Consider the following 18,594-nt stretch of genomic DNA (forward strand, 5'->3'; position numbering starts at 1 on the left):
CTGCGCCTCTGAATTTTCCCACCCTCAGCGGTGGGGCTGGGCGGGGGGCTGGCTTTAGCACTGGAGGGAATGAATCTAATTCCTAGGATTTATACTCTTTCCCGCACTGATGGGCTACAAGAAGATTTTTCACGGCACCCGAAGCCTGCCCGGGCTCCTCTTGTTGTCGTCGGAACGATGAATGGTGGGGAAGCAAGGTCAGGTCCGCCGGTGCGAGGCACCTGCTGCTTGAATTTTTCCATGATCCTCGGCCATGATTCGTCGATAAGAACCTGTGCTTCGGCAGCCTTGCCTGCCTCGATTTCGGTGATGGCGCAGATCCCGTTTTCGACGGTGAGTCCGCAGGCAGAGAACACCGGGGGTCAGCACGGCGGTGATGACGAAGGGAGACGTCTCTGCTCCAAAAGATGTGCCCGGCGTCCGGAAAGACGGAACCGCCGCGGAGCCGTGTGCGGCTCCGCGGCGGCGGGGGAGGCAGAAAGTCGTGTCAGACGACCTTGCGTCCCTCTCGGCGTGCATCTCGGTAGTCCTTGATCACGCCGAAGGTGAGCTGGATCAGGACGATTCCAGCAAGGGCCGGCCAAACCAGGATGTAACCAGTCATCAGTGCGGTCATTCGCGAACACCTCCCTTCGGGCCAGTGCCGTCGCCGTCACGTTCCAGGGTAGTGGTGGTTTCGACCTTCGCGGGCTCCTGCGTGACGGTGGTCTTGCGGGGCTCCTCGTCGTGGAAGGACTGCACTCGCTCATCGATGAGGTCGAAGTCGAAGTACTCCTTGCTGCGAAGGCTGATGAGCACGCACAGGGTGGTGCTGATGCCGTAAGCGACCAGCGCACTGATCAATGCCGGGTAGTCGCGGAGGAAGCCGAGGAAGATCGGCACCATGGCGACGAACATGACCGCTGCCGCGATTCCACCGGCCCAGCGGCCGAGGAAACCGCGGGCCAGGAGGCCCACCGCGGAGGCGGCGCCGATGGCGGCGAAGAGCTCGAACACCACGGCCTGAATGCCGAACATCGGGATCAGCTCGAAGCGGGTCAGCAGGAAGAAGACGACCGCGACCACGACGGAAATGACGAAGGCCTTGCTGGTGAGGCGGTTCCAGTAGAAGCTCGCGATCACGGGGAAGACGAGGGCGCCCCACAGGCCGCCGACGAAGACCAGCAGATCCAGGATGTTGAAGTTGGCGAAGGCCAAGGCGACGCCGCAGGCGGTGGCGCCGATCATGGTCATGCGGCCGACTATCAGCATCGTCTTGGGCTTGACCCGGCCGCGGGCCAGGTTCTTGCCGTAGATGTCGGTCATGGCGATTGCCGCCAGAGCTGAGATATCGGAGTCGGCGGTGGAGGCGAGCGAGCCGATCACCATGATGAACAGCGCCACGATGAGGGCGACGGGCAGGAACTCCACGCCCATCTGGGGGATGAGGTTGTTGGGGTTGTCGTCCGCCGGCTGCATCCCGATCATCGCCGCGATGACGCCGAGCATGCCTAGACCGATGACGGTGCCGGCGTAGCCCAAGGTGGCGGTGATGAAGGTGGACTTGATGCGGTCCGGACGCACCGCGAACAGACGCTGCGTGATCGTCTGGTTTCCGACTGCGTAGGCCAGGACCGCCACCATGTAGGGCGCGCCCTGGTAGAGGAAGGCGTCCTGCGACCAGAAGCTCGCCATCTGCGGATCCTGGCGCTCCAGGGAGGCCATGCCCGTCTCGAGCATGTCCGGGCCACCGGCGGCGAAGAAGATCGTCGGAATGATGATGACCGCGGCGCCCATCATGGCGGCCAACTGGACAAAGTCAGTGAGCACCGAGGCGCGGAATCCGGACCAGATCGTGTAGCCCAGGACGCCGATGGCGACCACCAGGACACCGGTGCCGAAGCTGAAGGGGGTCAGGATGTAAATCAGTGCTCCGGCGGCGGTGAAGTTCGCCGTCAGGCTGATGAGGCTGCCGGCGATATTTGACACCGCGAGCAGCATCTGGCTGGACGATCCGTGCCGGGCATGAACCAGCTCAGCGAGAGTGTGCGCGTGCGGCGCAAGCGATCGGAAGCGTTTTCCGAACGGGTAGATGCACAGAATCATCAACGCGCCCCATAGCCCGTAATGGATGGGGCCGGAGATTCCGTAGACGTAACCGGCCTCGGCGGCTGCGTAGAAAGAAGCCGCCCAGACCCAGGTCGCCGTCATTGACGAGGCGGAGAAACCGAAACCGATCGATCCGCTGGACACCATGAATCCATCGGCGTTTTCTTTGCTTTCCCGGATGGTCAGGGTCAACAGGAAGGTGGCGCCGAAGAACGCGACCAACATCAATATCGTTGCCCATGAACTGAACTGAAAGCCGTCCACATCTCCTCCAATACTTCGGGACCGAAGAATTGAATTGACCCGCGGCATCAGGGGGCCGGGGCGACGCGCCACGGCCTTTCGGTCCCACTAAAGCAAATACACACCATTCTGCCTACGGGGCGATTTAAGCACCGAATCAACGTAACAGGGCTACCCAATCCAGACAAATCAAAGATTTGGCTATTTAAAGGCAGAAGTAGACGTGCTATGGTTGATAATTTTTGAAAAATCTATTCTCTACGCTTTGCCGCAATACACGCCGGTGTTGCCCCGAGCTCGGGCGGCCGTCGGGCGGGAGGGGCTGTCGGCCGGGCAGCCCCCTCCGGTGCACCTCCCATTCTGTGAGCTGCACGTATGCGGGGAGCGGAGGGTGGGGTTTGGTGTGGGGGTTTATGTTCGAAAGGTATTTCCAGATATTTACTGGATTATTTGCATTAATTATTTCTCCCGCTAGGAGCCTATTGGTCGGCATGTAGAATTTGAATATCACACAAGTTTCGTCAGATATTTTCCTGGTTTTCATGAGGGTACGGTCATTGGAATTTGAAGAGACAACGGGGATGAATTGCCTTGCCTTCTTTTGTCTATTTCCCGCATTTCCCGGGCGCGAAACCGACGCCGGACGGCTGCGGGGCTGTGCCGGGGGCGCACTTTTGGGGCCGGCCTCACCCTCACGCGCTGGCTAGTGGCGGTTCCGACGGCGCAGTGAAGCGGGGAGTCCCCACTATTGGGAGTCCCACCGAAGAGGCGCGCATAACCCTTATGTCTGTTATGGAATTCATAGAGGGAGTGTTCTGACAAACGGTTCAATAGGGGCTGGGAAAACGCATAAAGATGACGCCTGGACAAGGCGCCCTGTTCCGCAGCTGCCGCTCCGGCAGTTTCACCGGTTTTCGAGAATTTCCCTGCACATCCCCTCGTTGCTTCCGCTCTATCTGTCCCGTGTCGCGCGGGGCGGGGCCCCGGCCTTGGGGCGGGGGAGAAATATAAAACTCGTCATGTGTGCGGGCGGCCGGAGTCGGAAGCCCCGTCCCGGGCCCCAAAGCTTCGGGAGGAGGGTGAAAATGTACCGCTTGGTCTACACTGGGCTGGTGCACCCCCGGCCAGCGTGAGTGACCTCAGTTATCTAGACTGTCGGGGAGGTACACGTTTGACCAGTAACCGCCGGGCGTCACCCCAGCCGCCCGGCAGATGCGACAGGAGAACCATGACGATGACCCAGCAGTCCACTTTCAAACCCGGCAAGGGAATCGGCCAACCCGTGGGAGTCGCCGTTCTGGGTATGGGCACCGTCGGCACGGAAGTCGTCCGCCTCATGGACGAATACGCCGAGGAGTTCGCGGCCCGCATCGGTGGACCGCTGGAGCTCAAGGGCATCGCCGTCTCCGACTTGGAGAAGCAGCGCCCGGGCGTTCCCGCTGAATTGCTCACCGACGACGCCATGAGCCTCGTCGAGCGCGAAGACGTCGACATCGTCGTCGAGGTCATCGGCGGCATCGATTACCCGCGCCGCATCGTGTTGGCGGCGCTCAACGCCGGCAAGTCCGTCGTGACCGCCAACAAGGCGCTGGTCGCCGCTCACGCCGACGAGCTCGCCGAAGCCGCTGACGCGGCACAGGTCGACCTGTATTTCGAGGCTGCCGTCGCCGCCGCCATCCCGGTCGTCGGCATGCTGCGTCGCTCGCTGGCGGGCGATCAGGTGCAGCGGATCTCCGGCATCGTCAACGGCACGACCAACTACATCCTCGACGCCATGACCTCCACCGGCGCGACTTATGACGACGCGCTCGCCGAGGCGACCCGCCTGGGCTACGCCGAAGCTGACCCGACCGCCGACGTCGAGGGACACGACGCTGCCTCCAAGGCCGCGATCCTCGCCTCCCTGGGGTTCCACACCCGCGTGAAGTTCGACGACGTGCACACCGAGGGCATCACCAAGGTCACCGCCGACGACATCGAGGCCGCCCGCAAGGCCGGCTACACCATCAAGTTGCTGGCCATCTGCGAGAAGGTCACCAACGACAAGGGCGAAGAGTCCGTCAACGCCCGCGTCCACCCGACTTTGATCCCGAGCGAGCACCCGCTGGCCTCGGTCAAGGAGTCCTACAACGCGATCTACGTCGACTCCGAGGCCGCCGGCTCCCTAATGTTCTACGGCAACGGCGCCGGCGGCGCCCCGACCGCCTCCGCTGTGCTGGGCGATCTCGTCGGCGCCGCACGCAACAAGGTCCACGGTGGCCGCGCCCCGGGCGACAACACCTACGCCAACCTGCCGATCGCGGAGTTCGGCGAGGTCACCTCCCGCTACCACATCGACATGTCCGTCGCGGACCGCGCCGGCGTCCTCGCAGAGCTGGCCACCAAGTTCGCCGACTCCGACGTCTCGCTGCGTACCCTGCGTCAGGAAGAGGAGGAGCGTCACTCCCGCGCACGCCTGGTCATCGTCACGCATTCCGCCAAGGAGTCGAAGCTGGCGCAGATCGTCGACGAGCTCAGCCAGCTGGACTACGTCCACGAGATCAACAGCGTCATCCGCCTCGACGGCTAGGAGGCCGCGGCCGCGGGGTACGCTGTACGCATGAGCATTGAGCTGATCCCCGGCACGAAAGTCACCGTCACGGTCCCCGGTTCCTCTGCGAACCTGGGGCCCGGTTTCGACACCCTGGGCCTGGCCCTGGGCATTTATGACACGGTCGAGGTGGAGATCACCGAATCGGGTCTGGAGGTGGAGGTCTTCGGCGAAGGCGCCGACGATCTGCCGAAGGATTCTTCGCACCTGGTGGTCAAAGCCATCCGCACCGGTCTGCACGCCGCGAACGCCGTGGCCCCGGGGTTGAAGGTCACGTGCACCAACACCATCCCGCAGTCCCGTGGACTGGGTTCCTCCGCGGCGGCGGCGGTGGCGGGCGTGTCCGCCGCCAACGGCCTCGCCGGTGCTCCATTGGGCGTGGAAGAGATCGTTCAACTCTCCTCCGCTTTTGAGGGGCACCCGGACAACGCGGCAGCGTCCGTGCTCGGTGACGCCGTGGTGTCCTGGACGGAGATCCCGGTCGACGGCCACAGCCAGCCGACCTACAAGGCGGTGGGCATTCCGGTCCACGCCGACATCCGCGCCACGGCCCTGGTCCCGAACTTTCACGCGTCGACCAACGCCGTGCGCCGCGTCCTGCCCGAGCAGGTCACGCACCAGGACGCCCGCTTCAACGTCTCCCGCGTCGCGGTGATGACGGTGGCGCTGCAGACGCACCCCGAATTGCTGCAGGAAGGCACCCGTGACCGGCTGCACCAGCCCTACCGGTCGGACGTGCTGCCGGTGACCGCGGAATGGGTCAACCGGCTGCGCAACCGGGGTTATGCGGCGTATCTCTCCGGCGCTGGCCCGACCGTCATGGTGTTGTCCACCGGCCCGGTCGACGACAACATTCTGGATCAGGCCCGCGCGGATGGCCTGCGGGTGATCGACCTCGACGTCGCCGGCCCGGTCACCGTCGAGGTCTCCCAAGCCTGACGCCGGCGGCGGGCTTAAGACCCGGTGGCTTCGGGAAGGGCCTCGGGTAAGTCCGAGTCGCTGGCCTGGTTGCCGAAGGTGATGCCGCACTGGCCGGGGGCGTCGAAAGGCCGCAGCGAGATCACGACTTTGCCCGGCTGTTCCGGAAGGTCGCCGAGGGCCTCCCGCATGAACCCTTCGTGGATGGCGCAGATGAAGGGGGAGGGGCGTTTGCCCTTTTCGGTGACGAAAGGGCAGGCGTTCAGGGCCAGGACGGTGCTGCCGTCAGAGTCTTCGCCGGCCGAGTCGTCGTCGCTGCGGATATTCGGGTCGAAGCCCATTTCCCGCAGCTTTTGATAGAGCATGTCGACGGTGTCGTCCGTCGAGTCGAAGGCCCGGCCGTCCAGCTTCATCTGCCGTGCCCAGTACCTGCCGATCTGGCGGGCTTTGTCCGTGTCCTCGGGGCTCATCGTCTCCTGATCCGACAGGATGGAAATCAGCAGTTCGATGAGTGTGACGTATTCGTTGGCGACCTCACGGTTGTCGGGGATGCGCACCCGGAAAATCAGCGACGGGCGGCCGCGGCCGCTGGCCGGGGCAGTGACCACGCGGACCGCGTCTTTGGAGACGAGCTCGTCGAGGTGACCACGAGCCGTGTTGACGTGCATGCCGAGCCGGTCCGCGACCTCAATGGCGCGTGCGCCTTCCGGAAAGCTCTGCAGAACGTTGAGCACCTCCCGCTGCTTTGGGCTGAGATTCAACGACTCCGGGAAGAGTTCCGTGGTGGGTCGTGGAATGTGTGAGGTTCTCATTCCTGCCTTTCCTGCTAGCTGCCGTGTGGGTGGACCGTGACGGAGAGGGCCTTCGTCACGCATTCCACCCTCGTGCCCGCCTCCAGTCCGAGAGACAGCGCCGACGACCTGGTGACGGGTACTGCGATCGTCGAGCCGTTGTCCAGTGTCACGGTGACCGTGGCGGACACCATGCCGGCGGCGTCGACGGCCGAGACAGTGCCGGGCCAGACGTTGCTCGCTGACTCCCTCGGCGTGGAGCCGGGAATTCTCAACGTGGTCGCCTCCGGTGGCACCGTCACGACCGCGGGGGAGCCGACCGTGAGATCCTCAGCGGAAATCCATTGAGGGGGGACGCCTATCAGAGTGAGACCAGCGCTGTTCACTGTAATCTTATCAACTGATTTTCCCGAAATTAAGCCTGACACCACATTTAATCCGGCAAGTTCCGCGACAAAGTCGGTCGGAGGCACCGACAACAGCTCGTTGACCGGCCCGGCAGCGACGACACGGCCCTCCGCCAGCACCGCGAGTCGGTCTGCGAGGCCTGCGACGTCGACGGGGTCGTGGGTGACGAGGACAGTGGTCCGGTCGCCGGCGGTGGCCCGCAACAACCGCCGCCACCGGGTGCCCGAGGCGACGTCGACCGCGGCCAGCGGCTCATCCAGGATCAGCACCCGAGGGCGGGCCGCCAAGGCTCTGACCAGGGCGACCTGCGCGGCCTGACCGCCGGACAGGGACGGGACCGCCACGTCGGCGAGGGCAGTCAACCCGGCGGCGTCGAGAAGCTCCTCGGAGCGGGCGGCGTCCCGGGTCACCATGGTCAGCGCCTGCTGGACGGTGGCCGTCCGGGGCAGCCCCGGTTTCTGGGTCAGCAGCACCACGCCGCGCCGGTGGGCCGGCAGGAACGACTGCCCGTCGACGGTGCGGTCGCCGATCCGGGCGTCCGCGCCACGCAGCCGGCCCGCGATCAGCCCCATGAGCGTCGACTTCCCGGAGCCGTTGGGTCCGACCACCGCCGTGATCTGGTTGGCGGGGAAGACGGACTCCACCCCGGCGGAGGTGACGGCCACGGTTTCGCCTCCGGCGGTGGGTCGGGTCAGATCACGCAGCTTCTCGGCGTCCATCGCCGTGATCGAGCGCGCCCGCGGTGCGGCGTCCCGGCGCAACAGCGCAGGCAGCGACGCCATGGCCAGCGCCACGACCGCCAGGATGATCAGGATGGCCGACAGCGCGTAGGCGTTGTCGCGGTCGATTTCCCGCTCCAGGTAAATGGCCAGCGACATGGTGCGGGTGACGCCCGGCATCGACCCGACGAAGGTGATCGTCGTGCCGAACTCGCCCAGGGAACGGGCGAACGCGAGGCCGGCGCCGGTGGCCAGGGCGGGGGTGACCGTGGGCAGTGTGATCCGGGTGAGCACCCGGCGCGGGCTCATGCCCACCCCGGCGGCGGAGTGCAGCACCTCCCGGTCGATCTGGCGCAGGGCAGAGTCCACGGTCACGATGACGAACGGCAGGGAGACGAAGGTGTGGGCGACGACGACGCCGGGGAAGGCGAAGGCCAGGGTGAGGCCGGCGGCGTCGAGGAGGGGTGCGAGTACGCCGCGATTGCCTGCGGCGGCGCTGAGCGCTAGGCCCGCGACCACCGGCGGCATCGCCAGCGGCAAGAGTACGAGCAGGCGCGCCAGCTGGGCGCCCCGGCGCAAGGACTGCAGCCATACCGCCAGGGGAACGCCCAGCAGCAGCGTCAGCAGGGTGGACAGCACGGCGGCGGACAACGTCAGCCACAGTAGCTGGGCGGTGTCCGGGGAGGTGAGGACTTCGCCCAGGTCGCCCCACGGGACGCGGAGGCCGAGGGCGAAGATCGGGAAGACGATGTAGAAGATCGCCACCAGGGCCACGACGGTGAACGCCGCCGGCGTGCGGGTGGGGGCCGGGCGTGGCGGCGACAGCGGAAACGTAGAAGTCACGGGATGTCTCGGTAACGGTGGTCAGGCGGCCGGGGTGAAGCCGGCGTCGGCGAGGATCGTGGCGACGTCGGGGGAGAGGATCAGCTCGACGAGCGCCGCGGCCCGCTCCGGGGTCTGCGACGCGGTGGCCGCGGCGACCCACAGGGTGGTGGGGGCGTTTTCTGCGCCGGGGATGTCGATGACCTCGACGTCGTCGCCGGCGGCCGCGGCGTCGGTGCGGTAGACCCAGCCCGCGTCGGCTTCGCCGTTGTGGACTTTGCCCAGGACGTCGCCGACCGCGCCTTCCAGGGACACCGGGTCGAGGGTGAGGTCGTTGTGTTCGATGAGCCGTTCGGAGGCGCGGCCGCAGGGGACCTGCGGGTCGCAGAGGACGAGGTCGACGCGGTCGTCGGCCAGGTCGTCGACGGAGTCGATGCCGGCGGGGTTGCCGGCGGGGACGACCATGACCATCGTGTTGGTGGCCAGGTGCCGCGGCTCGTCGACGCTGCCGTCCGCGACTGCTTGGTCCATGCTGTGCTCGTCGGCGGTGATCAGCACGTCCGCCGGGGCGCCTTCATGCAGTTGGGTGACCAGGGTGCCGGAGCCGTCGTTGTTGAAGGTCAGTTCGTGCGGTGGTTCCAGTTCGGCGGCCAGGGCGGAGAGTTCGTCGTTGATCACCCGGGTCGAGGAGGCCCCGAAGACCTGCAGGTCAGTGGCCCCGGTTGTCCCGGTGCCCGGGGCAGTGCAGCCAGTGAGCAGGACGGCGGCGCCGAGCAGGGTGGCAGCCCGGGCGAGCGGGCGGGGCAGGCGGGTCATGGCGTACTCCTGGGAGACAAGGAACAGGGACTGCCGGCGGTGAGGCGGGCAGTCCCTGATGTTATCCGGCGGCCGGGTGGTCTCGGCCGGGGCCGGGGTGGCTAGGCGCCGCGGGAGGGCGCTTCATTGGCGTCGAGCTGCTCGGTGCGCGAACGCACCGGCTCCCAGGCCACGTGGGAGCGGCGCGGGTCGGTGCGCACGTCGCGGGAGCGGTAGACCACGTACGGGCGGTGGACGTAGCCCACCGGCGCGGAGAAGGCGTGCACCAGGCGGGTGAACGGCCAGATCGCGATGAGCGCGAAGCCGGCGACGACGTGCAGCTTGAACTGCCACGGGACGTCGGCCATCAGTTCTGGCTGGGCGTTGAAGATCAGCAGCTGGCGCAGCCACGGTGACAGCGTCTCCCGGTAGTCGTAGCCGTGCCCGGTGGTGAACACCTGGGTCGACAGGGTCGCCCAGAAGCCGGTGAGGATGGCCAGGCCGAGGAAGAAGAACATCCCCTTGTCGGAGGTCGACGTGGCCAGGAACACCGAGCGGTTCTTGATACGGCGGTACAGCAGGCCGATCAGCCCGAGGACCGTCAAGACGCCGGCGATGGTGCCGGGGATGACGGCGATCCAGTGGTAGACGCCGTCGGAGATGCCCACGGCGCGGGTCCAGGTGTTGGGGATGCCCAGGCCCATGAGGTGACCGATCACCACGAGCACGATGCCCCAGTGGAACATCGGCGAGGACAGGCGCAGCAGCTTGGACTCGTAGATCTGGGAGGAGTGGGTGGTCCAGCCGAACTGGTCGGTGCGCCACCGCCAGATGACGCCGATGACGAACGCGGCGATCGCCAGCCACGGGAACGCGACCCACAGGAAGGTTTCGAAGTTACTCATGTCCGTATGTCCTTTTGCGCAGGTTAGATGAGGTCGGGTTGAGCGGAGGGGAAGGGCAGCTGAGCGTTGATCCCGACCATCTCGGCCGGCGGGCCGGAACGGATCAGGTCGATGTAGCTGTTGGCGGTGTCCTCGTCGACCCTCGGCAGCCCCATGCACACGGCGACGATGAGGGAGACGTACGGCGAGCCCGTCGACGCCAGGGCGGAGCGCAGCACCTCCACGCCGTCGCGGTGCGCGGCGATGAACTCGACGGCCGCGGCGTGGGCGTCGCCCTCCGTGCGGGCGACCGCCTCCAAGACCACGCACAGGTGGTCCGGGAGCTCGTCGGTCAACTCCTCGAGGCCGAGCTGCGCGAGTCCCTGGCGGAAGGCCAAGATCGCCGCGCCCCGCTGCCGGGTGTCGCCCACCGAGTAGTAGGACAAGAACAGCGAGCAGCGCCGCCGCTGGTCGAAGGTGGAGACGTAGTGCTCCGCCATGGCTCTTTCTCCGAATTGGCGGGCGGCGGCGAGGAAGGAGCGGAACTCGCCCGCGATCTCCTCCGGCAGCTGATCCAGCTGCGTCTCCACGGCGTCGAGCTTGTCCAGGAAAACGCCGTCTTCCTCCGGGTATGCCAGCAGCAGGGACGCGGCCATGGACAGGGTGCGCCGCTGTTCCTCAGTGACGGCCACCGGTTGCACGAATTCGGCGGGGACGAGACCGGCCGGAGTGCGGACTGGGGTGGGATTCATGGCTCGCTCACTAGTCCTTTCTGGGCGGGAACATCGAGTCGGGGCGGTCGCCGGACCAGGACAGCAGCGACACCTTGCCTGCCTGGGCTCCGTCGCCGGCGTCGTGGTCGCCGCAGCCGCAGCCTTCCGAGCTGCAGGCCTCCGGAGCGCCCATGCCCAGGTCCGGGAAGGAATCCATGGCGCGGGCCGGGTCGGTGTCGCCGAAGGGGTCCAGGCCGGCGATGCCGCGCGGAGTCTCCGGGGAGGCGGTCGGGATGACGTAGCGGTCGTCGTACTTGGCGATGGCCAGCAGCCGGTACATGCCCTCGACCTCCTTGCCGGTCATGCCGACGGCTTCCGCGATGGACTCCTGCGGCGGGTTGCCGAGGTTGATGTCGCGCATGTACGAACGCATGGCCACCAGCCTGCGCAGGGACTTTTCCACCGGCCTGGTGTCGCCGGCGGTGAACAGCCCCGCCAGATACTCCAGCGGGATGCGCATGTTCGACAGCGCGGAGAACAGCACCTGGTGGTCTTCGCCGTCGTTGCCGGAGGCGGTGACCTCGTCGACGACCGGCGACAGCGGCGGGATGTACCAGACCATCGGCAGGGTGCGGTACTCCGGGTGCAGCGGCAGCGCCACGTCGTAGGTGAAGATCAGGTCCCAGATCGGGGACTGCTGGGCGGCGTCGATCCAGGAGTGCGGGATGCCCGAGGCCTCCGCGGCGCGGATGACCTCCGGGTCCCGCGGGTCCAGGAACAGCGACTTCTGTGCCTCGTACAGGTCCTGCGGATCCGGGGTGGCGGCGACTTCGGCGACGCGGTCGGCGTCGTAGAGCAGCACACCGAGGTAACGCAGTCGGCCGACGCACGTCTCCGAGCACACGGTCGGCTGGCCGACCTCCAGGCGCGGGTAGCACAGAGTGCACTTCTCGGCCTTGCCGGACTTGTGGTTGAAGTAGACCTTCTTGTACGGGCAGCCGGAGACGCACATGCGCCAACCGCGGCACTGGTCCTGATCCACCAGCACGATGCCGTCCTCCGAACGCTTGTACATCGCGCCCGAGGGGCAGGAGGACACGCACGTCGGGTTCAGGCAGTGCTCGCAGATGCGCGGCAGGTAGAACATGAAGGAGTCCTCGATCTCCTTCTGCACCGACAGGTTCATCTGTTTGAGCACCGGGTCCTGCTCCAACAGTTCCTGCGAACCGCCGAGATTGTCGTCCCAGTTCGACGACCAGGAGATGGTGTCGATCGGACGGCCGTCGATCTGTGAGACCGGGCGGGCCGTCGGCTGCGTGTGCAGCCCCTTCGGGGCGGTCAGCAGCTTGTCGTACTCATAGGTCCACGGCTCGTAGTAGTCCTCGATCGTGGGCAGGTTCGGGTTGTGGAAGATGGTCAGCAGCTTCTTCAGCCGGCCGCCGGCCTTGGGCTTGAGCTTGCCGTTCGGGGTGCGGACCCAGCCGCCCTGCCACTTCTCCTGATCCTCCCAACCGCGGGGATACCCCAGACCCGGGCGGGTCTCGACGTTGTTGAACCAAATGTATTCGGTTCCCTGACGGTTGGTCCATGCCTGCTTACAGGTGACGGAGCACGTGTGGCATCCGATGCACTTGTCCAGGTTCATGACCATCGCGATTTGTGCCATTACCTTCATTAAAACTGCACCTCCTGGGAGCGGCGACGGATGCGGGTGACCTCGTCGCGGTTGTTGCCGGTTGGGCCGATGTAGTTGAAGCCGTAGGTCAGGTGGCCGTAACCGCCGGCGACGTGGATCGGCTTGATCATGATGCGGGTCAAAGAGTTGTGGGTGCCGCCGCGGCGGCCGGAGCGTTCGTTGAGCGGGGTGCCCACCGTGCGTTCCTGCGCGTGGTTCATGATGACCGTCCCCGCCGGGATGCGGTGGGAGACGATCGCGCGGGCGGAGACCACGCCGTTGCGGTTGTAGGCCTCGATCCACTCGTTGTCCTTGACGCCGATCTTCTCGGCGTCCTTGTCCGACATCCACACCACCTGGCCGCCCCGGGAGATCGACAGCACGTGCAGGTTGTCGAAGTACTGCGAGTGGATCGACCACTTGTTGTGCGGGGTCAGGTAGCGGACCGTGACCTCCGGGTTGCCGTCCTCGCCGCGCACGAGCTCACCCGGGTTGTTCTCCCCGTTGAGGTGGAGGCGATCCAGCGGCGGGCGGAAGATCGGCAGCTGCTCGCCGTAATCGATGTACCAGTCATGGTCGAGGTAGTAGTGCATGCGGCCCGAGAGGGTGCGGAACGGCCGATCCCACTCGATGTTGATGGAAAACGCGGTGTACCGGCGCCCGCCCCGCTTGTCGGCGGACCACTCCGGCGAGGTGATCACCTCCGTCGGGCGTTCCTTGACGGCGTCCCAAGTGATCTTGGTCTGCTCGTTGCCGGCCACCAACGGCGTCATGTCCGTGCCCACGCGCTTGCCCTGGTTGCGGAAACCCTCGAGCGCGACCTCGCCGTTGGACACGCCGGACAGGTGCAAAATCAACTCGATCACCTTGATTTCAGTGTCCAAGTCCGGGCGCACGCCCGCCGACGCCGTCTCCGAGGCGCCGTTGATCAGGGCCATTTCCTGGGCCTGCTTCGTCACGTCGTAATCGGTCTCGTGGACGCTGGTGCCCTTCTCCTCGGTCAGGGGGCCGAAGTGCATCCATTTCTCGAAGACCTTGGTGTAGTCGCGCTCCACCGGAATGAGCTTGGCCATGTTCTTGCCTGGCTGCAGGCCCTCCTTCTCGACGTCGGGGACCATGCCGTTGGCCATGTTCAACTCGTCCGCCGAGTCATGGGCCAGCGGGGAGGCGATGATGTCCGTCTGGGTGCCGAGCCAACGGGTCGCCATCTGCGAGAACGCGTCGGCCAGATCGCGGAAGACCTCGAAGTCCGTGCGCGCCTCCCACGGCGGGTTGATCGCCGCGTTGAAGGAGTGGATGAACGGGTGCATGTCCGTGGTGGACAGATCGTGCTTCTCGTACCAGGTCGCCGCAGGCAGCACGATGTCAGAGACCAGCGTGGTGGAGGTGTTGCGGAAGTCCGTGGTCAACATCAGGTCGAGCTTTCCTTGCGGGGCCTCGTCGTGCCAGACGAGGGACTCGGGGCGCTCGTGCGGCTCGAGTTCCTTCGCGGTGGCGTCCGAATCCACGCCCAGCATGTGACGCAGGAAAAACTCCGTGCCCTTGGCCGAGGAGCCCATCAGGTTGGTGCGCCAGTTGAGCAGGATACGCGGCCAGTTCTCCGGGGCGTCCGGATCCTCGGCCGCGAACTTCATGTTCCCGCTCTCCAGCTCCGAGACGATGTAGTCCTTGACGTCCATGCCCGCTGCCTCAGCCTGGTCTGCCAGCATCAACGGGTTGCGGTCGAACTGCGGGTACGACGGCATCCAGCCGCGCTTCATCGACTCGATCAGCGTGTCGGACAGCGACTTGTCGCCGACGGCGTCCCGGTTCGCCAACGGCGACGCCAGCCGGGAGGCCTTCGAGTTGTCGTAGCGCCACTGGGAGGTCGTCAGATAGTAGAAGCCGGTAGTGATCATCTGGCGCGCCGGGCGCTGCCAGTCGAGGGCGAAGGCGTACTGCGACCAGCCGTTTTGCGGGCGCAGCTTCTCCTGGCCGACGTAGTGGGCCCAGCCGCCGCCGTTGACGCCCTGGGTGCCGCACATGGAGGTCAACGCCAGGAAGGTGCGGTAGATGTTGTCGGCGTGGAAGTAGTGGTTGACGCCGGCGCCCATGATGATCTGGGAGCGTCCCTGTGAGTCCGCGGCGTTTTGTGCGAACTCCCGGCCGATGCGGATCGCGGCGTTGGCGGGCACGCCGGTCAGACCTTCCTGCCAGGCCGGGGTGCCCGGGGTGGAGGCGTCGTGGAAGTCGGCGGGCCATTCGCCCGGCAGGTTCAGCTCGGGTCGGGGCACCGCGTAGTTGGCCAGCATGACGTCGAAGACGGTGGTGACCAGCTGGTCGCCCACCCGGCGGACGGGCACGCCGCGGGCGACGATGCCGGCGCCGATGGGGCCGTTGCCGTCGACGTCGTCGGGGTTGGCGTCGAGGTCAAAGCGTGGCATGAGCACCTCGGCGGTGTCGAAGTCCTCGGTGTCGGCGATGGACATGACGGGGTCCAGCCCCTCGAGGCTGAGATTCCACTTGCCTTCGCCTTCGTCGCCGTAGCGGTCGGCGATGGTTCCGCCCGGGTCGACGACGCGGCCGTCGGCCTCCATCATGAGCAGACGGTGGGCGGCGTTCGGGGTGCCGGCGAGCTCTTCGTCGACGCCGGTCAACTGGGAGGCCGTGAGGAACTTGCCGGCGGTGTAGCCGCCGTCTTCGCGCTGATCCAGCGAGATCAAAAATGGCGCGTCGGTGTACTTGCGCATGTACTCCAGGAAGTACGGCTCCTGTTTCTCCACGTGGAATTCCTTGAGGATGACGTGGCCCATGGAAAACGCCAGGGCCGCGTCGGCGCCGGGGGAGATGCGCAGCCACTCGTCGGCGAAGACGGTGTTATCCGCGAAGTCGGGGGAGACCACGACGACCTTGGTGCCCTTGTAGCGGACCTCCGTCATGAAGTGGGCGTCCGGGGTACGGGTGACCGGGATGTTGGAGCCCCACATCATCAGGTACGCGGAGTTGTACCAGTCGCCGGACTCCGGGACGTCGGTCTGGTCGCCGAAGGTCTGCGGGGAGGCCGGCGGGAGGTCGGCGTACCAGTCGTAGAAGGACAGGGCCACGCCGCCGATCATCTGCAGGAAGCGGGTGCCAGCGCCGTAGGAGACCTGCGACATGGCCGGAATGACCGTGAATCCCGCGATGCGGTCCGGGCCCCACTTGCTGGTGGTGTAGACGTGGGCGGCCGCGGCGATTTCGACGGCTTCGGTGTAGGAGGCGCGGATCATGCCGCCCTTGCCGCGCTGGGAGACGTAGGCGTCGCGCTTGGCCGGGTCCTCGACGATGGAGCGCCAGGCCATGACCGGGTCGCCGTGCTCCCGCTTGGCTTCGCGGTACATGTCCAGCAGGACGCCGCGGACATACGGGTAGCGGATGCGGGTGGGCGAGTAGGTGTACCAGGAGAAGGAGGCTCCGCGGGGGCAGCCGCGGGGCTCGTAGTCCGGCATCTCGGAGCCGGTGGACGGATAGTCGACGGCCTGGGACTCCCAGGTGATCACGCCGTCTTTGACGTAGACCTTCCAGGAGCAGGAGCCGGTGCAGTTGACGCCGTGGGTGGAGCGGACCATCTTGTCGAAGGACCAGCGGTTGCGGTAAAACACGTCCGCTTCGCGCCCACCCTTGAGGAAGATCTGCTGGCCTTCCGAGCCCACGTCACCCTTGCGGAGGAAGCCCCCGAACTTGAACAGCGGGTTGGTGTTGGAGTCATCGGGCTTGGCGGCCTGAGTGTTGGCGGTAGTCAAAGTGTCATCCTTTGCGGCTAGTCGGGGTGAGGCAGTGAGCGAAAGGCCTGTCAGCCAGGGAAGGGGGCGTGAGGCCGAGCGTAATAGATCCAGGCGAGCACGGCGGCGAACGCGAAGAACACGACGCATCCCCAGAAGAAGGTGGCCGGGGCGATCAGGGAGAGCAGGACGCCGGCGATGAAGGGGCCGAAGGCGCCCATCGCGCCGGTCCAGCCGATGACGCCGCCGGCCTGGCGCTTCGGAAGGATCATAGGCATCTGCTTGAAGGAGCCGGCGTTGACCAGCCCGGAGAAGAAGGCCATGACCATCATGGCGATGAAGAACGGGGTGAAGGCGTCCGGGGAGTCCGGGTTCAGGAACAGCGCCGCGGCGGCGGTGGAGACGGTCATGCCGACCAGTCCGATGAAGGTCCAGACGGCGCCGCCGAACTTGTCGCACAGCGGGCCCCACAGGGCGCGGACGCCGGCGCCGACGAGCGGGAAGAGGAAGGCCCAGGCGGCGCCGCGGGGCAGGTCCTCAAGGGCGTAGGTGTCGGCGAGCGGGGAGGAGACGCCGAAGGTGTTGTTGATCAGCAGGGCGAGCTGGGCGGTGAAGCCGGCGAAGGCGCCGAATCCGGCGATGTAGATCACCGTCATGATCCAGGTGTTCTTGTTGCCGAAGATGTCGATCTGCTGCTTGAAGTTGGCGGTGACCGGGACGTCCTTGAGCTGGGTCCAGGCGATGACGGCCATGACGATGGCCCAGGGCACCAGCACGATCGCCGGGTTGTAGACGTACAGGGCCTCGCCGGTGGCGGCGCTGCGGGTGGGGGCGACGAAGCCGATGCCCAGCAGGGTGAAGCCCATCAGCCACGGGCTGACCAGCTGGATGAAGGACATGCCCAGGTTTGACAGGCCGGCCTGCAGCCCGAGGGCGGTGCCGGACTTGGACTTGGGGAAGAAGTAGCCGGTCGACGGCATGAAGCCGGAGAACACGCCGCCGCCGATGCCAGTGAGGAAGGCGAGCGTCAGCAGCCACCAGTAGGAGGTGTCGGTGTTCTGGACGGCGAAGAACCAGCCGAGCATCGGCAGGATGAACAGCAGGGAGGAGAGGGTGACCAGCTTGCGGGTGCCCAGGACCGCGGGCAGGAACATGAAGACCAGGCGGAGGATGCCGCCCGCCAGGCCCGGGATGGACGTCAGCCAGTACAGCTGGCTGGCGGAGAGGTCGAAGCCGATCTGGTTGAGCATCGGGGCGATGGCGGAGACGAGATACCACGTACAGAACCCGATGAAAAGTGTGATCGTTGAGATCCAGAGCGTTTTCCAGGCGATTTTGGAGTCCCACTTCTCGGGGTCTTCCGGGTCCCATCCGTGGAGAACGCGTTGAGATGTGTCCAACGTTGTCATTGTGATCCTCACTAGGAGCGGTGCGGAAATGAATTGTCACCGATTAATTCGTGCAATATTCACCAGGATAATGAAGGCTGACCTGCTCGTCCATTCTTTTCCCCGGCCCATTCCGTGCTTAATTAGAGCATATTGCCATTCGCTAATTCTGGACGAGAAAGAGAGGCGCTGGCAGTGGGCGTGTGTGACGGATCACCAAAGTGCAGCCTGAGAAAAGGTGCTCTTTTATGTGACGAAAATTATATTTTCCCGGGGGTAAAATATGCTCGGAGGTTTTGCGCCGTGCCAATATGGGACGCATGAGAGCCGCCGTCATCGTCGTGTCCGATCGCGTCCACTCCGGGGAGAGGGAGGATAAATCCGGCCCGCGGGCGCGGAAGTTGCTTGCCGACGCCGGGATCGAGGCCGGCCGAGAGGTCGTCGTGCCGGAGGGCAGGGAAGCGGTGGCCCGGGAGATTGACCGCGCCCTAGCGGACGGCGTCCGGCTCATCGTGACCACGGGCGGCACGGGCGTCGGCACGCGCAACCTCACTCCCGAGGTCACCGCCGAGCGGCTGGACTGCCGGTTGACCGGCCTGGAGACGCAGGTGCTCGTCGAAGGGTTGAAGAGTTCGCGCCAGGCGGGACTCTCGCGCGGGCTCATCGGCCTGACTTCCCGGGACGAGCGGGCGGCGCTGATCGTCAACGCCCCCAGCGCCCCCGGCGGGGTCTCGGACAGCCTGGGGGTCGTGCTGCCGCTGTTGGGGAGCATCTTCGAGCGGTTCCAGTGACTGGCTGGGCGATGCGGGGGGGGAACTTC

At 65.9% G+C, this 18,594-nt stretch carries 13 protein-coding genes; 3 read left to right on the forward strand and 10 right to left on the reverse strand.

All coding sequences use genetic code 11. From position 1 onward, the window contains the following. Positions 1–487: 487 nt before the first annotated feature. Positions 488–616, reverse strand: a complete 129-nt coding sequence (locus tag B841_RS14045) for a putative transporter small subunit (RefSeq protein WP_020934529.1) — start codon at positions 614–616, stop codon at positions 488–490. Beyond that, on the reverse strand, positions 613–2,313 hold the full coding sequence (locus tag B841_RS05665; protein ID WP_020934530.1) for a sodium:solute symporter family transporter: 1,701 nt from the start codon (positions 2,311–2,313) through the stop codon (positions 613–615). Before B841_RS05665 ends, B841_RS14045 begins: the two co-directional genes overlap by 4 nt. A 1,246-nt stretch (positions 2,314–3,559) precedes the next feature. Between B841_RS05665 and B841_RS05670 the strand changes: the two genes are divergently transcribed. Together B841_RS05670 and thrB are read left to right on the forward strand one after the other, a co-directional pair. After that, positions 3,560–4,900 (forward strand): homoserine dehydrogenase, encoded by a 1,341-nt coding sequence (locus B841_RS05670; RefSeq protein ID WP_020934531.1) that lies wholly within the window; start codon positions 3,560–3,562, stop codon positions 4,898–4,900. A 30-nt stretch (positions 4,901–4,930) separates the two neighbouring features. Further along, positions 4,931–5,860, forward strand: a complete 930-nt coding sequence (thrB, locus tag B841_RS05675; protein ID WP_020934532.1) for a homoserine kinase — start codon at positions 4,931–4,933, stop codon at positions 5,858–5,860. Positions 5,861–5,874: 14 nt separating this feature from the next. Here the strand turns inward: thrB and B841_RS05680 are convergent, their stop codons facing one another. The 8 genes from B841_RS05680 to B841_RS05715 form a co-directional block, all read right to left on the reverse strand. Further along, the gene (locus tag B841_RS05680; protein WP_041631771.1) at positions 5,875–6,651 is read right to left on the reverse strand and encodes a helix-turn-helix transcriptional regulator; all 777 of its coding nucleotides are present in this window, start codon (positions 6,649–6,651) and stop codon (positions 5,875–5,877) included. A gap of 14 nt (positions 6,652–6,665) precedes the next feature. Further along, entirely contained in the window at positions 6,666–8,600 is a 1,935-nt protein-coding gene (locus tag B841_RS05685; protein ID WP_020934534.1) for an ATP-binding cassette domain-containing protein, read from the reverse strand. A gap of 21 nt (positions 8,601–8,621) precedes the next feature. Then, positions 8,622–9,395 (reverse strand): molybdate ABC transporter substrate-binding protein, encoded by a 774-nt coding sequence (gene modA / locus B841_RS05690; RefSeq protein ID WP_020934535.1) that lies wholly within the window; start codon positions 9,393–9,395, stop codon positions 8,622–8,624. A 101-nt stretch (positions 9,396–9,496) separates the two neighbouring features. Then, the gene (gene narI / locus B841_RS05695) at positions 9,497–10,279 is read right to left on the reverse strand and encodes a respiratory nitrate reductase subunit gamma (RefSeq protein WP_020934536.1); all 783 of its coding nucleotides are present in this window, start codon (positions 10,277–10,279) and stop codon (positions 9,497–9,499) included. 23 nt (positions 10,280–10,302) lie between these two features. Next, entirely contained in the window at positions 10,303–11,010 is a 708-nt protein-coding gene (narJ, locus tag B841_RS05700) for a nitrate reductase molybdenum cofactor assembly chaperone (protein ID WP_020934537.1), read from the reverse strand. Positions 11,011–11,020: 10 nt separating this feature from the next. Then, on the reverse strand, positions 11,021–12,646 hold the full coding sequence (narH, locus tag B841_RS05705) for a nitrate reductase subunit beta (protein ID WP_020934538.1): 1,626 nt from the start codon (positions 12,644–12,646) through the stop codon (positions 11,021–11,023). Continuing rightward, positions 12,646–16,407 carry a nitrate reductase subunit alpha gene (locus B841_RS05710; protein ID WP_020934539.1) on the reverse strand — a complete coding sequence of 1,254 codons (3,762 nt, stop codon included), beginning with the start codon at positions 16,405–16,407 and terminating at the stop codon, positions 12,646–12,648. The genes narH and B841_RS05710 overlap by 1 nt, the downstream gene beginning before the upstream one ends. Before the next feature lie 50 nt (positions 16,408–16,457). Continuing rightward, the gene (locus B841_RS05715) at positions 16,458–17,795 is read right to left on the reverse strand and encodes a nitrate/nitrite transporter (protein ID WP_041631772.1); all 1,338 of its coding nucleotides are present in this window, start codon (positions 17,793–17,795) and stop codon (positions 16,458–16,460) included. A 299-nt stretch (positions 17,796–18,094) separates the two neighbouring features. Between B841_RS05715 and B841_RS05720 the strand changes: the two genes are divergently transcribed. Then, the gene (locus B841_RS05720) at positions 18,095–18,565 is read left to right on the forward strand and encodes a molybdopterin-binding protein (RefSeq protein ID WP_020934541.1); all 471 of its coding nucleotides are present in this window, start codon (positions 18,095–18,097) and stop codon (positions 18,563–18,565) included. Positions 18,566–18,594: the final 29 nt, after the last annotated feature.

It is taken from the genome of Corynebacterium maris DSM 45190 (genome assembly GCF_000442645.1).
GTDB lineage: Bacteria > Actinomycetota > Actinomycetes > Mycobacteriales > Mycobacteriaceae > Corynebacterium > Corynebacterium maris.

Coding starts and splice junctions, on each gene's coding strand:
- modA (WP_020934535.1), bottom strand. CDS start 9,395: ATGACCCGCCTGCCCCGCCCGCTCGCCCGGGCTGCCACCCTGCTCGGC.
- B841_RS05670 (WP_020934531.1), top strand. CDS start 3,560: ATGACGATGACCCAGCAGTCCACTTTCAAACCCGGCAAGGGAATCGGC.
- narH (WP_020934538.1), bottom strand. CDS start 12,646: ATGAAGGTAATGGCACAAATCGCGATGGTCATGAACCTGGACAAGTGC.
- B841_RS05680 (WP_041631771.1), bottom strand. CDS start 6,651: ATGAGAACCTCACACATTCCACGACCCACCACGGAACTCTTCCCGGAG.
- B841_RS05720 (WP_020934541.1), top strand. CDS start 18,095: ATGAGAGCCGCCGTCATCGTCGTGTCCGATCGCGTCCACTCCGGGGAG.
- B841_RS05665 (WP_020934530.1), bottom strand. CDS start 2,313: ATGTTGGTCGCGTTCTTCGGCGCCACCTTCCTGTTGACCCTGACCATC.
- narJ (WP_020934537.1), bottom strand. CDS start 11,010: ATGAATCCCACCCCAGTCCGCACTCCGGCCGGTCTCGTCCCCGCCGAA.
- B841_RS14045 (WP_020934529.1), bottom strand. CDS start 616: ATGACCGCACTGATGACTGGTTACATCCTGGTTTGGCCGGCCCTTGCT.
- B841_RS05715 (WP_041631772.1), bottom strand. CDS start 17,795: ATGACAACGTTGGACACATCTCAACGCGTTCTCCACGGATGGGACCCG.
- thrB (WP_020934532.1), top strand. CDS start 4,931: ATGAGCATTGAGCTGATCCCCGGCACGAAAGTCACCGTCACGGTCCCC.
- narI (WP_020934536.1), bottom strand. CDS start 10,279: ATGAGTAACTTCGAAACCTTCCTGTGGGTCGCGTTCCCGTGGCTGGCG.